At 58.9% G+C, this 18616-nt stretch carries 12 protein-coding genes; 5 read left to right on the top strand and 7 right to left on the bottom strand.

All coding sequences use genetic code 11. The annotated features are described in order from the left end of the window. The first annotated feature begins 101 nt into the window (after positions 1–101). From PMYSY11_RS06620 to PMYSY11_RS06610, 3 genes are all read left to right on the top strand, one after another. Positions 102–1712, top strand: coding sequence for an FMN-binding glutamate synthase family protein (locus PMYSY11_RS06620; RefSeq protein WP_150548665.1), 1611 nt, complete (start codon positions 102–104; stop codon positions 1710–1712). Positions 1713–1727: 15 nt separating this feature from the next. Further along, the gene (locus PMYSY11_RS06615) at positions 1728–2339 is read left to right on the top strand and encodes a LysE family translocator (RefSeq protein WP_069901508.1); all 612 of its coding nucleotides are present in this window, start codon (positions 1728–1730) and stop codon (positions 2337–2339) included. Positions 2340–2504: 165 nt separating this feature from the next. Continuing rightward, positions 2505–3710, top strand: a complete 1206-nt coding sequence (locus PMYSY11_RS06610) for an MFS transporter (protein WP_150548664.1) — start codon at positions 2505–2507, stop codon at positions 3708–3710. Between the two features lie 155 nt (positions 3711–3865). Here PMYSY11_RS06610 and zapA read toward each other — a convergent pair whose 3' ends face one another. The 6 genes from zapA to PMYSY11_RS06580 form a co-directional block, all read right to left on the bottom strand. Beyond that, entirely contained in the window at positions 3866–4171 is a 306-nt protein-coding gene (zapA, locus tag PMYSY11_RS06605) for a cell division protein ZapA (protein WP_069901506.1), read from the bottom strand. Then, entirely contained in the window at positions 4168–4413 is a 246-nt protein-coding gene (locus PMYSY11_RS06600) for a hypothetical protein (RefSeq protein WP_069901505.1), read from the bottom strand. The genes zapA and PMYSY11_RS06600 overlap by 4 nt, the downstream gene beginning before the upstream one ends. A 212-nt stretch (positions 4414–4625) precedes the next feature. Next, positions 4626–7532 (bottom strand): HD domain-containing phosphohydrolase, encoded by a 2907-nt coding sequence (locus PMYSY11_RS06595; protein ID WP_150548663.1) that lies wholly within the window; start codon positions 7530–7532, stop codon positions 4626–4628. A 198-nt stretch (positions 7533–7730) separates the two neighbouring features. Next, positions 7731–8171 (bottom strand): HIT family protein, encoded by a 441-nt coding sequence (locus tag PMYSY11_RS06590; protein ID WP_150548662.1) that lies wholly within the window; start codon positions 8169–8171, stop codon positions 7731–7733. A gap of 97 nt (positions 8172–8268) precedes the next feature. Continuing rightward, entirely contained in the window at positions 8269–12243 is a 3975-nt protein-coding gene (gene hrpA / locus PMYSY11_RS06585) for an ATP-dependent RNA helicase HrpA (protein ID WP_090513449.1), read from the bottom strand. Positions 12244–12402: 159 nt separating this feature from the next. Continuing rightward, on the bottom strand, positions 12403–13302 hold the full coding sequence (locus tag PMYSY11_RS06580; RefSeq protein ID WP_150548661.1) for a LysR family transcriptional regulator: 900 nt from the start codon (positions 13300–13302) through the stop codon (positions 12403–12405). A 103-nt stretch (positions 13303–13405) separates the two neighbouring features. Here PMYSY11_RS06580 and PMYSY11_RS06575 point away from each other — a divergent pair, with 103 nt between their 5' ends. Together PMYSY11_RS06575 and PMYSY11_RS06570 are read left to right on the top strand one after the other, a co-directional pair. Next, complete coding sequence (locus tag PMYSY11_RS06575; protein WP_150548660.1) at positions 13406–14947, top strand: NADH-quinone oxidoreductase subunit L; 1542 nt, start codon at positions 13406–13408, stop codon at positions 14945–14947. Further along, on the top strand, positions 14944–17391 hold the full coding sequence (locus PMYSY11_RS06570) for a YbcC family protein (RefSeq protein ID WP_150548659.1): 2448 nt from the start codon (positions 14944–14946) through the stop codon (positions 17389–17391). The genes PMYSY11_RS06575 and PMYSY11_RS06570 overlap by 4 nt, the downstream gene beginning before the upstream one ends. A gap of 174 nt (positions 17392–17565) precedes the next feature. Here PMYSY11_RS06570 and PMYSY11_RS06565 read toward each other — a convergent pair whose 3' ends face one another. Further along, entirely contained in the window at positions 17566–18510 is a 945-nt protein-coding gene (locus tag PMYSY11_RS06565) for an L-threonylcarbamoyladenylate synthase (protein WP_150548658.1), read from the bottom strand. Positions 18511–18616 lie beyond the last annotated feature (106 nt).

Raw genomic sequence — 18616 nt, 5'->3', positions numbered from 1 at the left:
TGAATGCTGGCACTCCAAAAGGCCTGATTTTGCCCACGGGATAACCTGAGCGCTTATTTCGGGTTACATTCAGGGCCATGAGCCGCTATCAGGAAACCAGCATGAATTTTTCACTACTCAGCCGTTACTCATTCTTTGCATCCTGCGTTTTATTCACCCTTATCAGCCTGGCATTTTTGGATCACCACTGGATGTGGCCACTGACGCTGATCGGCGCTGCATTGAGTGCGGTGGGCATCGTGGATTTGCTGCAAACGCGTCAGGCGGTTCGCCGCAACTATCCCATTCTGGGCAATATTCGTTATCTGGTCGAAACCATTCGCCCCGAGATTCGCCAATACCTGCTGGAAGCGGACAACGACCAATTACCCTTCTCGCGCTCGCAGCGCTCACTGGTCTATGCACGCGCCAAGAATCAGGGGGCCGATAAGCCTTTTGGTACGCTACTGGATGTATACGAGACCGGCTTTGAATTTATCAGCCACTCGATGCGCCCTGCTCCGCTCGTGGACCCGAACAATTTTCGCATCGACATTGGCGGCCCGCAGTGCACTCAGCCCTACTCGGCCTCGCTGCTGAATATCTCTGCCATGAGTTTCGGCTCGCTCAGCGCCAACGCCATTCGCGCACTGAACAAGGGTGCAAAGCTCGGTAATTTCGCCCACGACACCGGTGAGGGCAGTATCAGTGCCTATCACCGTGCCCACGATGGCGACCTGATCTGGGAGCTCGGCAGTGGCTACTTTGGTTGCCGCAGCAGCGACGGTCAATTCGACCCGGAGCGGTTTGCCGCTCAAGCCACCTCGCCACAGGTTAGGATGATCGAGATCAAGCTCAGCCAGGGTGCTAAACCGGGCCATGGCGGTATTCTGCCGAAGCACAAGATCACTGTTGAGATATCCGAAACCAGGGGTATTCCAATGGATGAGGACTGCATTTCCCCTTCTCGTCACAGCGCGTTTTCGACGCCTGTCGAGTTGCTGGAGTTCATCGCCAAACTGCGCGATCTTTCAGGTGGCAAACCGGTCGGCTTCAAGCTTTGTCTGGGGCACGCATGGGAATTCATGGGCATCGCCAAAGCCATGCTCGAAACCGGAATCCTGCCTGACTTCATTGTGGTCGATGGCAAGGAAGGCGGCACCGGCGCGGCCCCCGTGGAGTTCACTAACCATATTGGCTTGCCGCTGCGTGAAGGCCTGTTGTTCGTGCACAACACACTGGTCGGCATCGGCCTGCGCGACAAGATCAAGATAGGCGCCAGCGGTAAAATCATCAGCGCCTTCGACATCGCCCGCGTACTGGCGTACGGCGCCGACTGGGCCAACTCGGCGCGCGGTTTCATGTTTGCCATCGGCTGTATCCAGAGCCAGTCGTGCCACACCAACAAATGCCCGACAGGTGTCGCTACGCAGGATCCACTGCGCCAGCGCGCTCTGGTTGTCGAAGACAAAGCCGAACGCGTGCACAGTTTCCATCGCAATACCCTGCACGCCTTTGCCGAGATGCTGGCGGCGGCAGGCCTTGATCATCCGGCGCAACTCGAAGCACGCCACTTGGTGCAACGTATGTCGGCGAACGAAATCAAGCTACTATCGCAACAGCACCTGTTCCTCAAGCCAAACGAACTGCTCGGCGAGCAAAATTGCGGCGAGTTCTACCAGCGCATGTGGCAACTGGCCCGCGCCGACAGCTTTGAGGCAGCAAACGTTTAAGACGGAGTCACGACGATGGCATTGCATGTTTGGCTGATTTATCTGGCGGCCGTTACCGGATTATCACTCACTCCCGGCCCGAACGGCCTGTTGGCGCTGACTCATGGCGCACTCTATGGCCATCGTCGAACCCTGTGGACCATCAGCGGCGGCGTGATCGGTTTTGTCGCGCTGATGGCCCTCTCTATGTTTGGCATCGGCGCCCTGCTGAACGCGTCGGCCAATGCCCTGATCATTCTTAAATGGATTGGCGGCGCTTACCTGATCTGGCTCGGTATCGGACTGTGGCGGGCGCCAGCAATCAATCTGCAGGCTCCTCAGGGCCAAGCGTTGAAAAGCTCGAATGCCTTGTTCCGTCAGGGCCTGTTTTCGGCGGTATCCAACCCGAAAGTGATTCTGTTCTTCGGCGCGTTCCTGCCGCAATTCATTCAACCCAACGAAGACTTGCTGCTGCAATTCGCCGTTATGGCGCTGACGTTCGCAGTGGTAGAAGGCTGCATCGAGTATGTGCTGGCCCATGCCGCTCACCGCATCCGCCCCTGGTTGCAGCGCCGTGGCAAAGCCTTCAATCGTTGCTGTGGCGGCCTGTTTGCGGCAATGGGTGCGGCGCTGCCGCTGACTCGTTAATGGCAAAGAGCGGCCAGTTCGGTTGCTGCAGGCGTTAGTCAAGTCAAGATCACTAATAACGTATAACAACGTAAAGCATGGTCCTAGAGCGGTTCTGCACTTACTTTCAGGGATAAAGCGGCCGATAATGCCGCGCCCGAAAAAGCCGTCTGCGGAAACCTGTTTATGTCCCAAGTCTCACCCGAATCCCCGTCGCGCCTCAGCACACGCGCCATCATATTAATTGAGTTAGCGCTCGCGCTCGGTGGCTTCGCGATCGGCACCGGGGAGTTTTCGATCATGGGCTTAATGCCCAATGTCGCGCAGGACTTATCGATCACCGAACCGCAGGTCGGCAACGTCATTAGCGCCTATGCGCTGGGTGTTGTGGTTGGCGCGCCGATTCTGGCAATTGTCGGCTCGCGCTTGTTGCGCAAACATCTGTTACTGCTATTGATGGGCATCTTTGCGGTCGGCAACTTTGCCAGCGCCTTCGCGCCCGACTATCACTCGCTGATGATTGTGCGCTTCTTTGCCGGCTTGCCGCACGGCGCCTACTTTGGCGTCGCCATGCTGGTCGCGGCCTCAATGGCGCCACCGCATAAACGCGCCAAGGCCGTCAGCCGTGTACTCATGGGCCTGACCATTGCCATATTGGTTGGCAACCCCATCGCGACCTGGTTGGGCCAAGTACTCAGTTGGCGGTATGCGTTTGCGCTGGTCGGCTTGATCGCCCTTATGACCGTCATCATGGTCGCGATCTTCATGCCGCTGGACAAACAACAAGCGCGCAGCAATCCGCTGTCGGAAATGCGCGCGTTTAACCGCCCGCAAGTCTGGCTCGCGTTGGCCATTGGCTCCGTCGGATTTGCCGGCATGTTCTGCGTGTTCAGCTACATGGCGCCAACGCTGCTCGAAGTCACCCATCTCAGCGCCAACTGGATTCCCTTCGCGCTAGCCGCGTTTGGCTTGGGCGGGATTGTGGGCAACATTGCCGGCGGCTGGCTGTTCGATAAGCTGCAATTCAAAGCCGTGGCCTGGCTGTTGCTGTGGAGTGCATTGGTGCTGATGCTGTTCCCGTTTGCCGCGCATTCGGTGTGGACTGTATTCCCGGCCGTGTTTGCTGTCGGCACCATGGTGTCGCTGTCTCCAGCGCTGCAAACTCACCTGATGGACGTCGCGCATGGCGCACAAACGCTGGCAGCCGCCTCCAACCATGCGGCATTCAATATCGCCAATGCCCTTGGCCCATGGCTCGGCGGCCTGGCGATCAGCGCCGGTTACGGTTGGACCTCAACCGGTTACATAGGCGCCGCCACGGCACTGGCCGGTTTGCTGATATTTTTCTGGGCATGGAAAGTTGAAAAGGATGTCGCTCAGGCCAAGGCCTGAGCGCTCCAGACCGCGACTTAGCCGCTCGTGTAAGCAGTGGCTAAGGAGCGCGATTTTACCATTTGAGTCACAACCGTTGCGGTTTGCTCTGGCTGGCAGGCCAATAATCATCGGCAATTAGCCGCTGTTGGCAAACTGCCAACGCGACAAATAGATCAGGCTTCGCGAATCAGGCTGTTCAGCCCAGCGACGCGCTCGTTGATCTGCGCTTCCAACGCCTCGATCTGCGCCTGATGTTGCGCTTGCAGTTCGATTTGCTGGGCACACAGTTTCAACGCGGCGAGCACCAACAGTTTCTCGCCCACCAGAGTGGGTGACGCCTGCTTGGTTTCGGCCAGTAGCTTCTTCAGCATCAGTGCCGATTCGCTAAGCGCCTCAGCTTTGCCTTCTGCTGTTTTGATGCTGTATTCACGCCCCAGAATATTGATTACCGAGACGTTCTCTTCGCGCATGCGATTCATTGATTAGGCGCAGCCTCTGCTGATTGACCGGCGCGGGCCAACTCGACCAGCGCCTGAATCCGCGCGGCTGTGGCTCCGTGTAATTCTTCTTGCTCAAGGGCGGCTAGCTGCAACGTCTCGTTTTCTTCCTTGAGGGTCTGCAACTCTTTGGTCAGCGTCGCATTGCTGCCCTGAAGCGTTTTATTCTCTTGCAAAAGAGCACCGACAAGCTGTTCCAACTGACTTAAATTGTTTTCTAACATAATGATTACTCAGGTCTTTTGCACGGGCCGCGACAATAAAGAAAACTCGCCGAAGAAGCCATACACCTGCGGCCCTTTGACCCTATAAAAACAGATGAATGCCCTCGCGTTGCTCAGCGCTTGCTGAAATCATCGCCGGTGAGTCAGTTAACGAGTCTGCTCCGACCCGCCGCCTGCCCCCGAGTTCAATTGCAACAAACGCCAGTTGCTGCTCAGCCTTGATCGGTGCGGTTATCAGGTAAAAAGGCCATCAAGTCGCGGCAATCGATTTGTTCCGTGGCCAGGAACCGATCTGCGTAACGCATACACGCGCCAGAGCGAATGAATATACTCAGCAAATTGGCGTCCAGATGCCCATCCGCGCACATCCCCGACATGATACGCAGCGCTTGCGACAAGGTTTTGCTCGGTTTGTAAGGCCGGTCACGCGCGGTCAACGCTTCAAAGACATCGGCAATCGCCATCATCTTGGCCTGCGGGCTGAGTTGTTCGCCGGTTAAACCGCAGGGATAGCCCTTGCCATCGATGCGTTCGTGATGGCCGCCCGCAATCTCCGGAACCTGTTCAAGCCCATGCGGAAACGGCAAGGCGTTGAGCATCTTGATGGTTTGGATGATGTGCTCGTTAATCTTGTAGCGCTCTTCCTCGGTCAAGGTGCCACGGCGTATCGACAGGTTTTTCAGCTCGCCCCGGTCATACAAATACTCGGGCACCTGCATGTTGAAACCGAAGCGGTTGTCAGGATCGAGACAATCAGCCGCCGGCCGGGCAATTTTGTGTTCCGGCCGATCCGCCAGCAAATCCTCCCACACCGGCAACTCGACCACGGGTTGCGCCTCTTTACGGACGCGCTCTTCGCCGGAAATGCCCAGACGATCATCCAGCGTGCGCAGCCAGCGGCGCTTGGCGATGGCCTGCAACCGCTGCAATTGTTCCTCACCCAAAAATTCGCTACCGGTGTTGCAGCGAGCAATAAACGCAAACTCCTCATCCAGTTGCTGCCACTGCGCATCTCGCGCGGCGATGGCCTCGGCACGGTCAGCGCCAGCGTTCAACGCCTCCAGATAATCGATCTGCGCATCGCGCTTGAGCACCTCGAAACGCAGGCGTATTTCATGAATCCGGTCGTAGATTGTCTCAAGCTTGGTGGCCTTATCGACCACATATTCCGGCGTCGTCACCTTGCCGCAATCGTGCAGCCACGCGCCGATGTGCAGCGCATGCCAGTCATCATCGCTCATATCAAATTGCGCATACGGCCCTTGCGTCTCGGCACAGGCCGCCTCGGCCAACAACTTGGCGGCCTCCGGCACACGCTCGCAATGGCCGCCGGTGTAAGGGCTCTTGGCATCGATTGCGCTGGCGACCAACTGAATCAATGACTCGAACAACGCCTTCTGCTGCCCGATCAAACCCCGCGTTTCAAGGGCCACGGCAGCAAACCCGGCTAACGCCTCGATGAAGCTGATATGCGCATTATCCAAGGCCTGCTCAAGGAACAGCACCAGCGCTCCAACGGCCTGCCCCTTGCGGTTGAACAGCGGCACCGTCAGTGAGGCGCTGGCCGGCAAGCCGAGTTGGCGGCAGTGCTCGGCATTTGCCTGGGAGTGGATCGATTGCTTGCGAGCAATGGCATCCGTCACCGAAAACATCAGCACAGCGCTGTCCAGCTTATAAAACTTCAGCGGGCAGGTTTCCCAGAGCCCATCGGCCAGGCGCAATGATTCAACGCCATCAACCGCCGTGCGCACATAGAGCAAACCGCCGCGCGCATGCGAGGCCTCGGTCGTTGCGCGCAACAGCGTTGCCATTAAATGCTCGAAATCGGCATCGCCGTTCAGGCGGGTAATGATGTCAATGAACCCGGCCAATGTATCGCGACTGGCGGAGAGCGCAGTATTGAGCTGCTGCATCTCGTAGATTTCGCTTTTAACATCATCCGCACGGGCAAAATCGAAGAAACGCAGGCGTTCAGCCCGGCGGGTCAACCTGATAATCGGCTCGGTAACGGCACGTGACAGCCAAATGGCCAACGGAATGCTTAGCAGCAAGATCGCCAGGGTTTCCAGAAACATCCGATCACGAACCGAGCGCACCTCAGAGAGCAGATCATCCTTGGGCACTGCAGCGCCAAGGTAAATGTTTGAAGTGCCGGTATTAGGCAACCGAACCAACTCAACCCGCCATTCCTTATCGTTTTGCACAAGCTCTTCGAGGGCGACTTCTTGCTCCTGCTTCGCCTCCAGCTGGTCGAGCAAACGCGAAAAGGTGCTCATTACAGGTTTTTTCAGGGTACTCAAACGCGGCGCGTGAGCGGGCCTGCGGTCATACAGATCGGGGTCGTTACTGGCCAATATCTGGCCCTGACGGTTGACCAGCACCATCCTTGCATTAGGCGTTAGCTGGCTGCGGATCAGGCTTTCATCCAGCAGCCTGTAGTTCAGGTCGGCGCCCACCACCAACTGGTCATCATCGGACGCCTTGGCGATCGTGATACCCGCTGTATCCTTCAGATAAAACCGGTAAGGCCGCGTGCGAATCATCTGGTCGACGCTTATCGCCTGCTTAAACCAGGGGCGCTCACGCGGGTCATAATTCTCGACGTCGCGCGCGGGCACACGCATTATTTCGCTGAGGTCGGCACGCAAATAGACGGTTTGCAGATTCGGTACATCGGCCTTGCGCACAAAGTTCTGCGAAACATACACAGTCCCGGGCGGGGCCGTTTCTCGCGCCGGCGGATCGGCATGGGCCAATTCAGCCAGCGACAGGTAATTTCCCTGGTTGTCTGCGTAGTAGAAAGAAATCGCCGCGGGAGCTGCCCGCAACGCGGCCTGCAGCATGGGCAGCGCGCGCATACGAGCGGTCTCGTCGGGGGTCCGCAAAAAATCGGTGAGTACCAACAGGCTCAAGCCTTCGCGCACCGTCGACAGCAGGTAATGGAACTCGACAGCGGTGTCTTCCGCGGCGTTATAGGTTTGTTCGAGGGATTTATCGTAGACAGTCTGAACCGTGCGCTCATACGAACGCACGGCAATGGTCGCACCCACCGCGCTAACCAGCACGACCATTGCACACACAGCATAAGTGCGCAGCGACCATCCTCTGAACTTGAGCATACATATCCCTTGTTAGCCTTGCGGCTGAGCGTGTGCCCCGGAGTATAAGTATCCGAAGCGGCTGGATTGATCGCGCCCTGTTACAGCCCCGGCAACAACCAGCGTGTTGCTGCTAGAACAATAGACAAACTTCAGGCAACTGTTCAGACGAGGTGACGATACAAGCAGCAATGTTGCTGCCTGCATCGAAGGATAGCCTCAGAGGGCGCCGATACGCTGCTGCAATCGCGCCTGCAGCGCTTCCAGCTCAGCCTTGTCGGCCATCTTGCTGGCATGAATAGCCAGGTCTTCGCCGGCAAATCTTGGAATCACGTGAAAGTGCAGATGGAAAACCGTTTGTCCGGCTGGCGCCCCGTTGAACTGGGCAATCTGAACCCCCGCGGGCTCAAGCTCGTCGGTGAGTACCTGCGCGAGGCGCTGAACCACGGTAATCAACTGGCTGAGTTTTTCCGGCTCGATATCCAGCAGATTACGCGCTTCGACGTGCTTCGGAAGCACCAGGGTATGGCCGTATGACTGCGGGAACAGATCCAGGAACGCCAACACATCATCATCTTCGTAAATCTTGTAGCACGGTGCATCGCCACGAATGATTTTGGCAAAAATGTTTTCTGAATCGTAACTGCCATGCAAGCTCATTTAGGCGCTCCTTAATCGATGGATGGAGATTCAAACATACCGGTTTGGACACAACGGCCCAAGCCTATTAATGGGTCAGACATGTCTGCCTGATTGCTCAGGCCTCGACATTGTTCCATTGCTTGCTCAGGCGCTTATCAGACACCGGAATCTTGGTTCCCAGTTGTTGGGCAAACAGCGAGACACGGTATTCCTCCAGCATCCAGCGATAGAGCAGCAATTGCTCGTCGCGCTTGCCCTCCTGCAGATGCTTGGCCAGCCGGGCACTGTATTGCTGCCAACATTGCGCAAGCTCGCCACTCCAGACCCGGTCGCGCTGCACTTGCGAGCCGAGTTTATCCAGGCGCTGCTCTATCGCCCGCAAGTAGCGCGGCAGCTCTTTAAGCCACACCGCCGGAGTTTCGCGAACAAAACCCGGATACACCAGATTGGCCAGCTGCTGCTTGATATCGTTCAGGGCAATGGCCTGGGCCAGATCAATCTTGCCCTTAAAGCGCTTTTGCAGGCTGTGGTAAAGCTTGAGAATTTCCAGCACCAGCCTGGCCAAACGCTCGGCATGCTCGACCCAGTCGCCGCGTTTGCTGGCCAATGCAGCCAGCGCCGCACCGTCACGCGGTAAAGGTTGCTGCCCTTCAAGCATGCAGCTGTCGAGACTGGCTAAGAGGATATCTTCAACCAACGCATCAACCCGACCCAGCTCGCGGTACAACAACCCCAGCTCGGTCAGCCCGGGCAATTTGCCGCGCAGGAACTTGGCCGGTTCTGCCAGTTGCTGCAGGAGCAAGCGTTGCAGTGCACGCCGGTGCTGAAACTCAGCTTCGGCGGCTGTCGAGAAACGCCCTTCCTTGACGCTGCCGGCCTCTTCGACCAGTGCTGGATACACCGTCATGGTCAACCCGGCAACTTGATGCTGAGTCTTTTCGGCGACCTCGGCAAAGCCCTTGGCCTCGATAGGCTTGTCGGCTGTTTTGCTTTGCGGAATCGCCAATGCAGCCTGGCTGGCTTCACTGAAGCGCGCCGTCAGCTCGGCCAGATCACGGCCTTCGCCGAGCAACTTGCCACGGGTGTCCACCACCTCGATATTCATTCGCAGGTGGCTTTCAACAGCGCCAGCAGACTCGGCCCACGCCTCATCCGGCACGCGCGCGCCGGTCATGCGTTGTAACTCGCGGCCCAACGATTGCGGCAGGCTGCCCTCGCCAAAGGTGATCTTGCTGAGAGCGGCCGCCACAAAGTCCGGCACCGGCACAAAATTCTTGCGCAGCGCCTTTGGCAAACCCCGCACCAGCGCCATGCATTTGGCCTCAAGCAGACCCGGCACCAGCCATTCGAGACGCTCGGGCTGCAACTGCGGTAGCAACGGCGCAGGCACCCGTACCGTGACACCGTCACGCGGGTGGTTAGGCTCGAAGTGGTAACTCATGGGTAACTGCAAATCGCCCAATTGCAGGGTATCCGGATACAGGCTGGCCGTGACCTCCTTGGCATCACGCGCGAGCACATCTTCCTCGCGCATGATCAACAACTGCGGGTTCTTCGCGCTTTCGCGCTTGTACCAGGACTCAAAGCTGGCGGTCTGATAGATATCCGCCGGAATGCGCGCATCGTAGAACGCGAACATCGCCTCTTCGTCCGCCAGAATATCCCGGCGCCGCGCCTTGGCTTCCAGTTCGTCGAGCTTTTCCAGCAGTTGGCGATTGGCGGACAAACAACGCGCCCGCGAATTGATTTCGCCACCGACCAGACCTTCGCGGATAAACAGCTCACGCGATACCACCGGCTCAATCGGGCCAAAGTGCACAGGCCTGCGCCCGACCACGATCATGCCGTACAGGGTGATTTGCTCGTAAGCCACCACCTGCCCGCGCTTCTTTTCCCAGTGCGGTTCAAAGTGATTTTTCTTGATCAGATGACCTGCCAGCGGCTCGATCCAGTCCGGTTCGATCTTGGCGACCATGCGCGCAAACAGCTTGGTGGTTTCGACCAATTCTGAGGCCATCAACCACTGCGGACGCTTGCGGCCAATGCCAGACGAGGGATGAATCCAGAAGCGCCGTTGCCGCGCGCCCAGGTAATCGCCATCTTCGGTCTTCTGCCCGATCTGGCTGAGCAAGCCTGCCAGAATCGCCTTGTGCAGCGTTTGATAGCCCACCGATTTCTCAGCTGCCGAAAGCTCCTCGCCCTCAGCAGCCTTGGCCTTGGCGGCAGCGGGTTTGTTCGCCGCCGGCTTGGCATTCAATTGCAGGTCGCGGCTGATCAACACCAACTGGCGATGAGCATCGCGCCATTCACGCAAGCGCAAATAGTTGAGGAAGTTCTTCCGGCACCAACTGCGCAGCGCACTCGAGCCCAACGCCTGACGCTGCTCCTCAAAGCCTCGCCACAGGTTGACCAGCGCGGCGAAGTCCGAGTCCACGTCCTTCCATTGCGCATGGGCCTGATCCGCTGCTTGCTGGCGGTCCGATGGGCGTTCGCGAGGGTCTTGCACTGATAGATTACTGGCAATAATCAGCACTTCATCGAGGCTACCCAACCGCGCGCCCTCAAGCACCATCCGGCCCAGACGCGGGTCAATCGGCAGGCGCGCCAACTGGCGTCCGAGCGCTGTCAGCTGGCCTTCACGGCTAACCGCCGAGAGCTCCTGAAGCAGGTTGAAACCGTCACTGATGGCCTTGCCATCTGGCGGTTCAATAAACGGGAACTGGTTAATCTCACCCAGTCGCAGATGCAGCATCTGCAGGATTACCGCCGCCAGATTGGTCCGCAGAATCTCGGGATCAGTAAACTCAGGACGCGAGTTGAAATCTTCTTCGCTGTAGAGGCGGATACAAATCCCCGGCTCCACCCGCCCGCAACGGCCTTTACGCTGATTGGCACTGGCTTGCGAGATTGCCTCAACCGGCAATCGCTGGACCTTGGCGCGGTAGCTGTAGCGGCTGATCCGCGCCGTGCCGCTGTCGATCACATAGCGAATACCGGGCACGGTGAGCGAAGTTTCGGCGACGTTGGTGGCCAGAACGATTTTGCGCGCAGGCATCGGCTGGAAAATTTTCTGTTGCTCGGCCGGCGTCAGGCGCGCATAGAGCGGCAACACCTCGGTGTGTTTCAAATTGGCCTTGCGCAGCCAGTCGGCCGCTTCGCGGATCTCGCGTTCACCGGGGAGAAACACCAGCACATCGCCGGGCAATTTGCCTTCACTGCGCTCGAACGCAGCAATCTCATCAATGCTGGCGAGCAGCGCCTGATCGACAGACAAGTCTTCCTCGACCTGATTGCCCTCTTCGTCCTGCTCGGCGGCCAGCGGGCGGTACCAGGTTTCAACCGGATAAGTACGCCCAGACACTTCAACAATCGGCGCGTCGTTGAAGTGCTTGGAAAAGCGCTGCAGGTCGATGGTCGCCGAGGTGATGATCAGCTTCAGATCGGGCCGACGCGACAACAGGGTTTTCAGGTAACCAAGCAGGAAGTCGATGTTCAGGCTGCGCTCGTGCGCCTCGTCGACAATGATCGTGTCGTACTTTTCGAGATAGCGGTCATGCTGGGTTTCGGCCAGCAAGATACCGTCGGTCATCAGCTTGATCAGGCTGCGCTCGTTGCTCTGGTCTTCAAAGCGCACCTGATAACCGACCAACTCGCCCAGCGGCGTGCCGATCTCTTCAGCTACGCGGGTTGCCACACTTCTGGCGGCCAATCGGCGTGGCTGAGTATGGCCAATCAAACCATGCGTGCCGCGCCCCAGTTCCAGGCAAATCTTCGGCAGCTGAGTGGTCTTGCCCGAGCCGGTTTCGCCGGCAATCACCACCACTTGGTGTTTACTGATTGCCTGCTTGATCTCGTCGCGCTTGGCTGCAATCGGCAGCGCGTCGTCGTAACGCATCGGCGGCACGCTGAGCTTGCGTGCCTCAACCTTGGCACACGACTTCTGAAAACGCTCAAGCCACTGGGCCTGCTTCTGCTCATCGGGCTGCTTGCGCAACTCGTGCAATTGCCGGCGCAAACGATGCCTGTCGGCAATCATCGCCTGATCAAGGTTTTTCAGTAATGAGTCATAAGTCGGTGTGACGTCGGTCATCGGGCTATCGCGGCTGTCGTGTCTAGCCGTCAATTGTCGCAGATTTCCAGAGTTGGGTCAGGCCGCGATGGCACACAGGTTTTGGATGCCCGATGTTGCGCAAACCAGCGCCTGCGTGATTGCGTTCAGCACAAGCCCGCGTATCGATTTGGCGTCAGATCAGTGGGCTGGCCCGGTAGCCGGGTGTGAATGGGCCGACAACAGCTCGTCAAGAACGCCCAAATTGAAATGCCGCTGCAGGGTCACAGCGAAGAACTGCTCAGCGATCTGCGGAATTTCAGTGTAAAGCTCGAGCGCCCCTGCGCGTAATTCGTCCTGCACCACAACGGCCGGCAACAGCGCCACGTCACCGGAGTCCCGCGCCAGAAGGCGGAGCATGGCCATGTCGTCGACCTCGGCGCAGATCTGCGGGCGCAAACCGCGACTGTCGCAAAACAACTCGAACTGGCTGCGAATATCACTGCTGCGCCCCGGCACGATGAGCCGCACATGCTGCAAATCGCGTTTCAAATCGAAAGGCTGCGCGCCGCTGCGGGGTGGGCCGACCAGGCAAACCGTTTGCCGGTCCAGCACCTGACAACGCCAGGAACGCTGGGCGTCTGAACTGACGGCGGTGTTGCTCAATACAATGTCCAGCTTATGCAGCGCCAGACGCTCCAACAACTCGCCAAGACTGCCCGACTCCAGCGTTATGAGCACATCACTGCGCCCCAAAAACGGCCGTAGTAAGTTCTCCTGAAAGTTACGCGATAGGGTCGCAACCGCACCGATGCGTAGCTTCTGGTTGGCCTGCTGAGCGCCCTGTAAGGTCATCTGCAATTCGTTGCCAAGAGCAAAAATGCTTTCTGCGTAATCCAGCGCCAGCTGACCAGCCTCGGTAAGCAACAGGTTTCGGCCCGAGCGAATGAACAAGGCGTAGCCAAGTTGCTCCTCAAGGGCACGAATTTGCGTCGACAATGCCGACTGCGCGACATGCAGTGACTGCGCGGCGCGGGTCAGGTTGCCTTCCTTGGCGACGGCCCAGAAGTAATGCAGATGATGGAAATTCAGGCGGCGCATGATTCGTTCTTTATTAAAGATGAATATGTTCTATTCAATCTATTTTAATTAAAAATGCAACTACTGGAAACTGAACCTGCCGATCACCCGCGGAGGTTTCCCGATGCAACACTTGCTCCCCCAATTGAGCGCCCTGCTCCCCTGGATTTACCTGCTGGCCATGTTGCCCGTGGCCTTGAGCCCGGCGCGCCTGGCGATTAACCACCTCTGGTGGCCCGCACGGCTGGCCGGTTACGCGGGATTTCTCGTGGTGCTCGCAGCTCTTTTTCAGGCGCTGTTGAACGAGCGAGAAAGCGACCGTCTGGGCCTGGCCATGGCCACGCTGATCAGCCTTTTGGCATTGGTCATCGTTGAATATTCGCGGCGCTATCTGGACGGCGAGCAAGGGCAGAAACGCTATATTCTGGCGCTGCTCGGCACATTGACGGCGGTGGCCGTGGTCGTCACTACTCACGATGTGTACGTGTTAATCGCGGCCTGGATCATTTCCAGCCTGTGCCTGCATCAACTCCTGACCTTCTACCGCGACCGTCCCATGGCTCAGGTTGTGGCCCACAAGAAGTTTCTCGCCAGCCGCCTGGCTGATCTCTGCCTGATCGCGGCAACCGTGCTGCTGGTGAACGCCAGCGGCGACAGTGCAATTGCCGTGATCCTCGATGAAGTCGCCGCACGCCTGCAAACAAGCGGCGCGCTGGGCTGGGATTTGCAGCTGGCGAGCGTGTTATTGGTTCTGGCGGTAATACTCAAGTCCGCACAACTGCCGGTTCACGGCTGGTTGATTCAGGTGATGGAAGCGCCAACGCCGGTGTCGGCCCTGCTCCATGCCGGAGTGGTTAACCTTGGCGGTTTTGTCCTGCTGCGATTCGCGCCGTTGCTGTCCGCCGCGCCCGTCGCACACACTTTGCTCGTGGTTGTCGGCGGTCTGACCGCGGTGCTCGCTGGCCTGGTGATGATGACCCGCATCAGCATCAAGGTACGCCTGGCTTGGTCGACCTGCGCGCAGATGGGCTTGATGCTCTTGGAGTGCGGTCTGGGGCTGTACGAACTGGTGCTGGTCCACCTGCTGGCACACTCGCTGTACAAGGCTTATGCGTTCCTCGAAGCGGGCGACACAGTTAGCCGTGCGCGGCAACAGTCGCTGCAGCCGCGCAGCTCACCCGCAAAACCAAAGATCGCGCTTGTGGCGCTGGTTGTGGCTGGGGCTTGGTTGGCGCTGCTGCACGGCCTTTGGAGCATGCTGCTCCCTGCGCATCAGTTGCCGCTGATCGCGCTGGGCATTCTCACCATTGGCCTTGCTCCTTGGTGTATGCGCCTCTGCGGAGCGCTTTACAGCCTGACGACGCTGACGCTCTTACTCGGCTGCTACCTGCTGTGGCACTCGGCCGCCGCGCACATTTTGGGCGCGAGCCCGGCGACGAGCGCGCTGCAACAATACCTCGGCGTGTTTGCACTGCTGCTGTTTCTGGGCCTTTACGTGCTGCAAGCCTTGATTATGAGCCAACCCGACAGCGTGCTGGCTCGGCGACTCTATCCCTGGGCGTTTGCCGGCTTCTATCTGGATGAGCACTTTACCCGCCTGACCTTCCGCCTGTGGCCGATTAAAAACCCACAGCCTGCTAAACCTGCAACTGGAGAAAGCCAATGACCGCGTTCGAACCGACTCCCTGCTCTAACAAGGCGGCGCTGCATGAAATTGCCCGGCAGGCCTGCGAACGCATTGCGCCGACCTGGCCGCTGGACCAGATGATTGCCGTCAACCCACTGTGGGAGCGGCGCGACCAGCCTTGGGCGCAAGTCGCTGAACAACTCTGGCGCCGCGCGGGTTCACGCCTGACCCTGAGTGCGGCCGACTACCGCGCTGCCTGGCAAAATGGCCAGATCAATCAACAGCACCTGACGCGGGCGCTGGCTGAAACGGCGCATACCTGGTCGCCTGAGCAGCTGTTGCAGTTTCTTGATCAGCCGGCTGAGTCCGCCCAAACCTTGCCACTGCTGGAAGACATGGCCAAAGCCGAGATCGCAGTGCCGGGCTGGCCCGCCTTGATCACCCAGCAAATCGGTCAAAGTTGCGCCGCCTGGTTCGACGAGAATCAGGCCGACTGGCATCCGCCGAAGAAGACCAGCCTGTACCACGCCTGGCGTGAATCGATGCTGCAGGACCGTGGCTTGAGCGTGCTCAGCGCTTGCCGATCTCTGGGCGCGCGAATTGCCGAGTTGCCAGAGGAGCCACAGGCTGCCCTTGAATCGGCGGTTGAACATTTGGGCATAGCTGAGCATGAGCTGAGCGAGTGGTTTGACTGCCTGTTGCTGCGCAACCTCGGCTGGGCGTCGTGGTGCGCGTACAAGCGCTGGCAAGCCCGCCTCGAAGGGGGTGACGATCCTGTTTTGCTAGACCTGCTGGCTATTCGCGCCGCTTGGGAATGGCTGGTTGACGACCGCCAGCGCGACGCTGACAGCGGCTGGAGCCAATGGCGCACTGCATGGCAAGCCGCACGCAAACAGCCACTTACAGCACAGTGGCAAGCGCTGCAAGTGTGGCAGCGGGCAGAAGAACTGGCCTGGCAAGAGCAGCTCCACGGCATGTTGCTGACCCCCGTGAAACCTTCGAGTGTGGCTGCGCCAATCGCCAAGGTGTATTTCTGCATAGATGTGCGCTCAGAGGTATTTCGCCGGGCCCTTGAACAAGCTTGCCCGCAAGTACAGACCGGCGGTTTCGCCGGCTTCTTTGGCCTGCCTGTCGCCTATACCCCCCTGGGCACGCAAGCGACACGTCCACAACTGCCGGGATTGCTGGCGGCGCAATTCAGCGTGACAGACAGCAGCGGCGACACCGACCGTGACGCGGGTCTGGCCCGTCAGCGCAATTCGCGCCTGCAACGTGGCGGACGCTGGCAACTGTTTGAGCGCCTGCCCGCCTCGACATTCTCCCTGGTAGAAACATTGGGCCTGGGTTACGCCGGCGCTCTGCTCGGGCGCACAGGGGGTTTCCTGTCGCGCTCAGCCGCACCGGACAGCCACGCTTTGCGGCCACGCGAGTGGCAACAGTTAAAGCCGTCGTTGCCGGTCATTCCACTGGAGCAGCGCACGAACGTGGCGGCGCGCATTTTGCGCGCGATGAGCCTCACGCAAAACTTTGCGCCACTGATCGTGCTGCTGGGGCACGCCAGCCAAAGCACCAACAACCCACAGGCCGCTGGCTTGGATTGCGGTGCCTGCTGCGGCCAAAGCGGCGAGGTTAACGCCCGTTTGCTGGCGGACTTGCTGAATGATCCGCAGGTGCGCAAGGGTTTGCTCGACGAAGGCATTGAACTGCCAGACGACTGCCGCTTTCTGGCAGGGGTGCATAACACCACCACCGATGAGATTCGGGTGTTTGACAGCGAAACGCTGACCCAGCGTTTACAACCTAACTGGCAGACACTGCGCCGGGCTTTGGATGATGCCGGCGCACGTGCGCGGCGCGAACGGGCTGGCCTGTTAGGGCTTGAGGGCCTCAGCGAAAAACCGGCAAAGCTGCTGGGCAGCGTGCGCCGGCGTGGCACGGATTGGGCGCAGACCCGCCCAGAGTGGGGCCTGGCCGGCAATGCCGCGTTTATCGCTGCGCCGCGCTCACGAACCCTTGGGCAGAACTTGAAGGGCCGCGCCTTCCTGCACGATTACGACTGGCAGCAGGACCCCAGCGGCAAGGTACTGGAATTGATCATGACCGCGCCGATGGTGGTCGCTAACTGGATCAACCTGCAGTACTTCACCTCCACCACCGACAACCTGCGCTTTGGTTGCGGCAACAAGGTACTGCACAACGTAGTCGGCGGGCGAATCGGGGTATTCGAAGGCAATGGCGGCGACTTGCGCACCGGCCTGTCACTCCAGTCATTGCATGACGGCAAGCGCTGGATCCATCGCCCATTGCGCTTGACGGTGGTGATCGACGCGCCGCAGCGCATGATCGACAAGGTCATCGCCGAGCATGCCGTCGTCCGCGATCTGGTGATCAATGGCTGGCTGCATCTGCAGCGAATAGACAGCTATCGCAGCGACATCTGGGAACGTCGCACGGCTGAAGGCTGGCAGCCGATGCCTCGTTGAGAAAACAGGACCGCGCCGGCCTGCGCGGTCCTTTTCAGACGTAAACCGATACTGCCGCGATTTCCCTTTCGTCGTTTTACTCAAAGCCCATGATCCGGTCTCAGGAGCTTGAGTCTTGCTGCTTCTCTGCGATTGAGAGAGAACGAGCTGTGCCCGAATGGCGCAACAAACCAATCAGGCAAGCGAATGGCAGGCCCGCGACAAGCGGTCGTGAACAGCGGCCCAACTGTCCAGTTGCGGTGGCGTCTGGATATAGATGTACTCAAGGCCCAAAGCATCCAGCTGATAAAGCGCCGCATAAAAGCCGGCAGCGTAGTGCTCGGGATCAGAGCCGAGATTGATTGCCGGGCCAGTGCTGGCGTGTACCTGATCGCACCAGATCCAGCCATTTGCCTGATTGCTCAGCGCATCGAAAGGAAGCTGGGTAAAGCGCTGCGCCGGGGTTGTTGGCGCATAGTGACGCAGGTGCTGGCCCGGAGCCCGGATACCGCCAGCGGCCTCTTCAAGCGGCTCGCTCAGTATTTGCTGCAATTGCATACGGCTGAGCATGCCGCTGCGCAACAAGCGTGGGCTGTCATCCGCTAGCAGGCTGACAATGCTCGACTCCAGACCAACCTGGCAGGGGCCTCCGTCGAGAATAGTCAGCTCGCTGTGATGAAACTGCTTAGCCACATGCTCGGCACAGGTCGGGCTGATTGACATGTAGCGGTTGGCCGATGGCGCCACCAGACCACTGCCAAAGCTGCGCAATAACGCTTGGGCCATTGGGTGCGCCGGCACACGAAGCGCCACGCTGTTCTGCCCGGCGGTCACACAGCGCAATACATCATCGCGCGCTGGCAGTACCAGCGTTAACGGGCCAGGCCAAAAAGCCTCCATCAGGCGCTGGGCTTGCGGGGTAACCTCTGCGGCCCATCGACTCGCTTGCCCGGCATTCTCAATATGCACGATCAAGGGGTTGCTGCTGGGGCGCCCTTTCAAGGCAAAGACTTGGTTGACGGCGCGCTCTTGCAGTGCGTCAGCCGCCAGACCGTATACCGTTTCAGTAGGCATGGCGACCAAATGGCCGTCCCGCAGATGCTCTGCGCACAGTTCGATGTCTTGGGTGATGGTTGGCATGGCTGAAAGGGTTCTGCGTGTAAGTATTGCCCGCTCAGCAGGAGGCTGTGCGTGGCACATATAAGGGTTTGAGATCGTATTTTATTGGCGGTTTCGGGTTTACCGC

The sequence above is a fragment of the Pseudomonas marincola genome (genome assembly GCF_900682675.2).
Classification (GTDB): domain Bacteria; phylum Pseudomonadota; class Gammaproteobacteria; order Pseudomonadales; family Pseudomonadaceae; genus Aquipseudomonas; species Aquipseudomonas marincola.
Note: the sequence above shows the minus strand (reverse complement) of the source record. Positions and strands in the feature narration are given on the sequence as shown.

Bases quoted from the DNA above. Each gene is read 5' to 3' on its own strand.
- PMYSY11_RS06620 (WP_150548665.1), top strand. From the start codon at position 102: ATGAATTTTTCACTACTCAGCCGTTACTCATTCTTTGCATCCTGCGTT.
- PMYSY11_RS06615 (WP_069901508.1), top strand. From the start codon at position 1,728: ATGGCATTGCATGTTTGGCTGATTTATCTGGCGGCCGTTACCGGATTA.
- PMYSY11_RS06610 (WP_150548664.1), top strand. From the start codon at position 2,505: ATGTCCCAAGTCTCACCCGAATCCCCGTCGCGCCTCAGCACACGCGCC.
- zapA (WP_069901506.1), bottom strand. From the start codon at position 4,171: ATGAATCGCATGCGCGAAGAGAACGTCTCGGTAATCAATATTCTGGGG.
- PMYSY11_RS06600 (WP_069901505.1), bottom strand. From the start codon at position 4,413: ATGTTAGAAAACAATTTAAGTCAGTTGGAACAGCTTGTCGGTGCTCTT.
- PMYSY11_RS06595 (WP_150548663.1), bottom strand. From the start codon at position 7,532: ATGCTCAAGTTCAGAGGATGGTCGCTGCGCACTTATGCTGTGTGTGCA.
- PMYSY11_RS06590 (WP_150548662.1), bottom strand. From the start codon at position 8,171: ATGAGCTTGCATGGCAGTTACGATTCAGAAAACATTTTTGCCAAAATC.
- hrpA (WP_090513449.1), bottom strand. From the start codon at position 12,243: ATGACCGACGTCACACCGACTTATGACTCATTACTGAAAAACCTTGAT.
- PMYSY11_RS06580 (WP_150548661.1), bottom strand. From the start codon at position 13,302: ATGCGCCGCCTGAATTTCCATCATCTGCATTACTTCTGGGCCGTCGCC.
- PMYSY11_RS06575 (WP_150548660.1), top strand. From the start codon at position 13,406: ATGCAACACTTGCTCCCCCAATTGAGCGCCCTGCTCCCCTGGATTTAC.
- PMYSY11_RS06570 (WP_150548659.1), top strand. From the start codon at position 14,944: ATGACCGCGTTCGAACCGACTCCCTGCTCTAACAAGGCGGCGCTGCAT.
- PMYSY11_RS06565 (WP_150548658.1), bottom strand. From the start codon at position 18,510: ATGCCAACCATCACCCAAGACATCGAACTGTGCGCAGAGCATCTGCGG.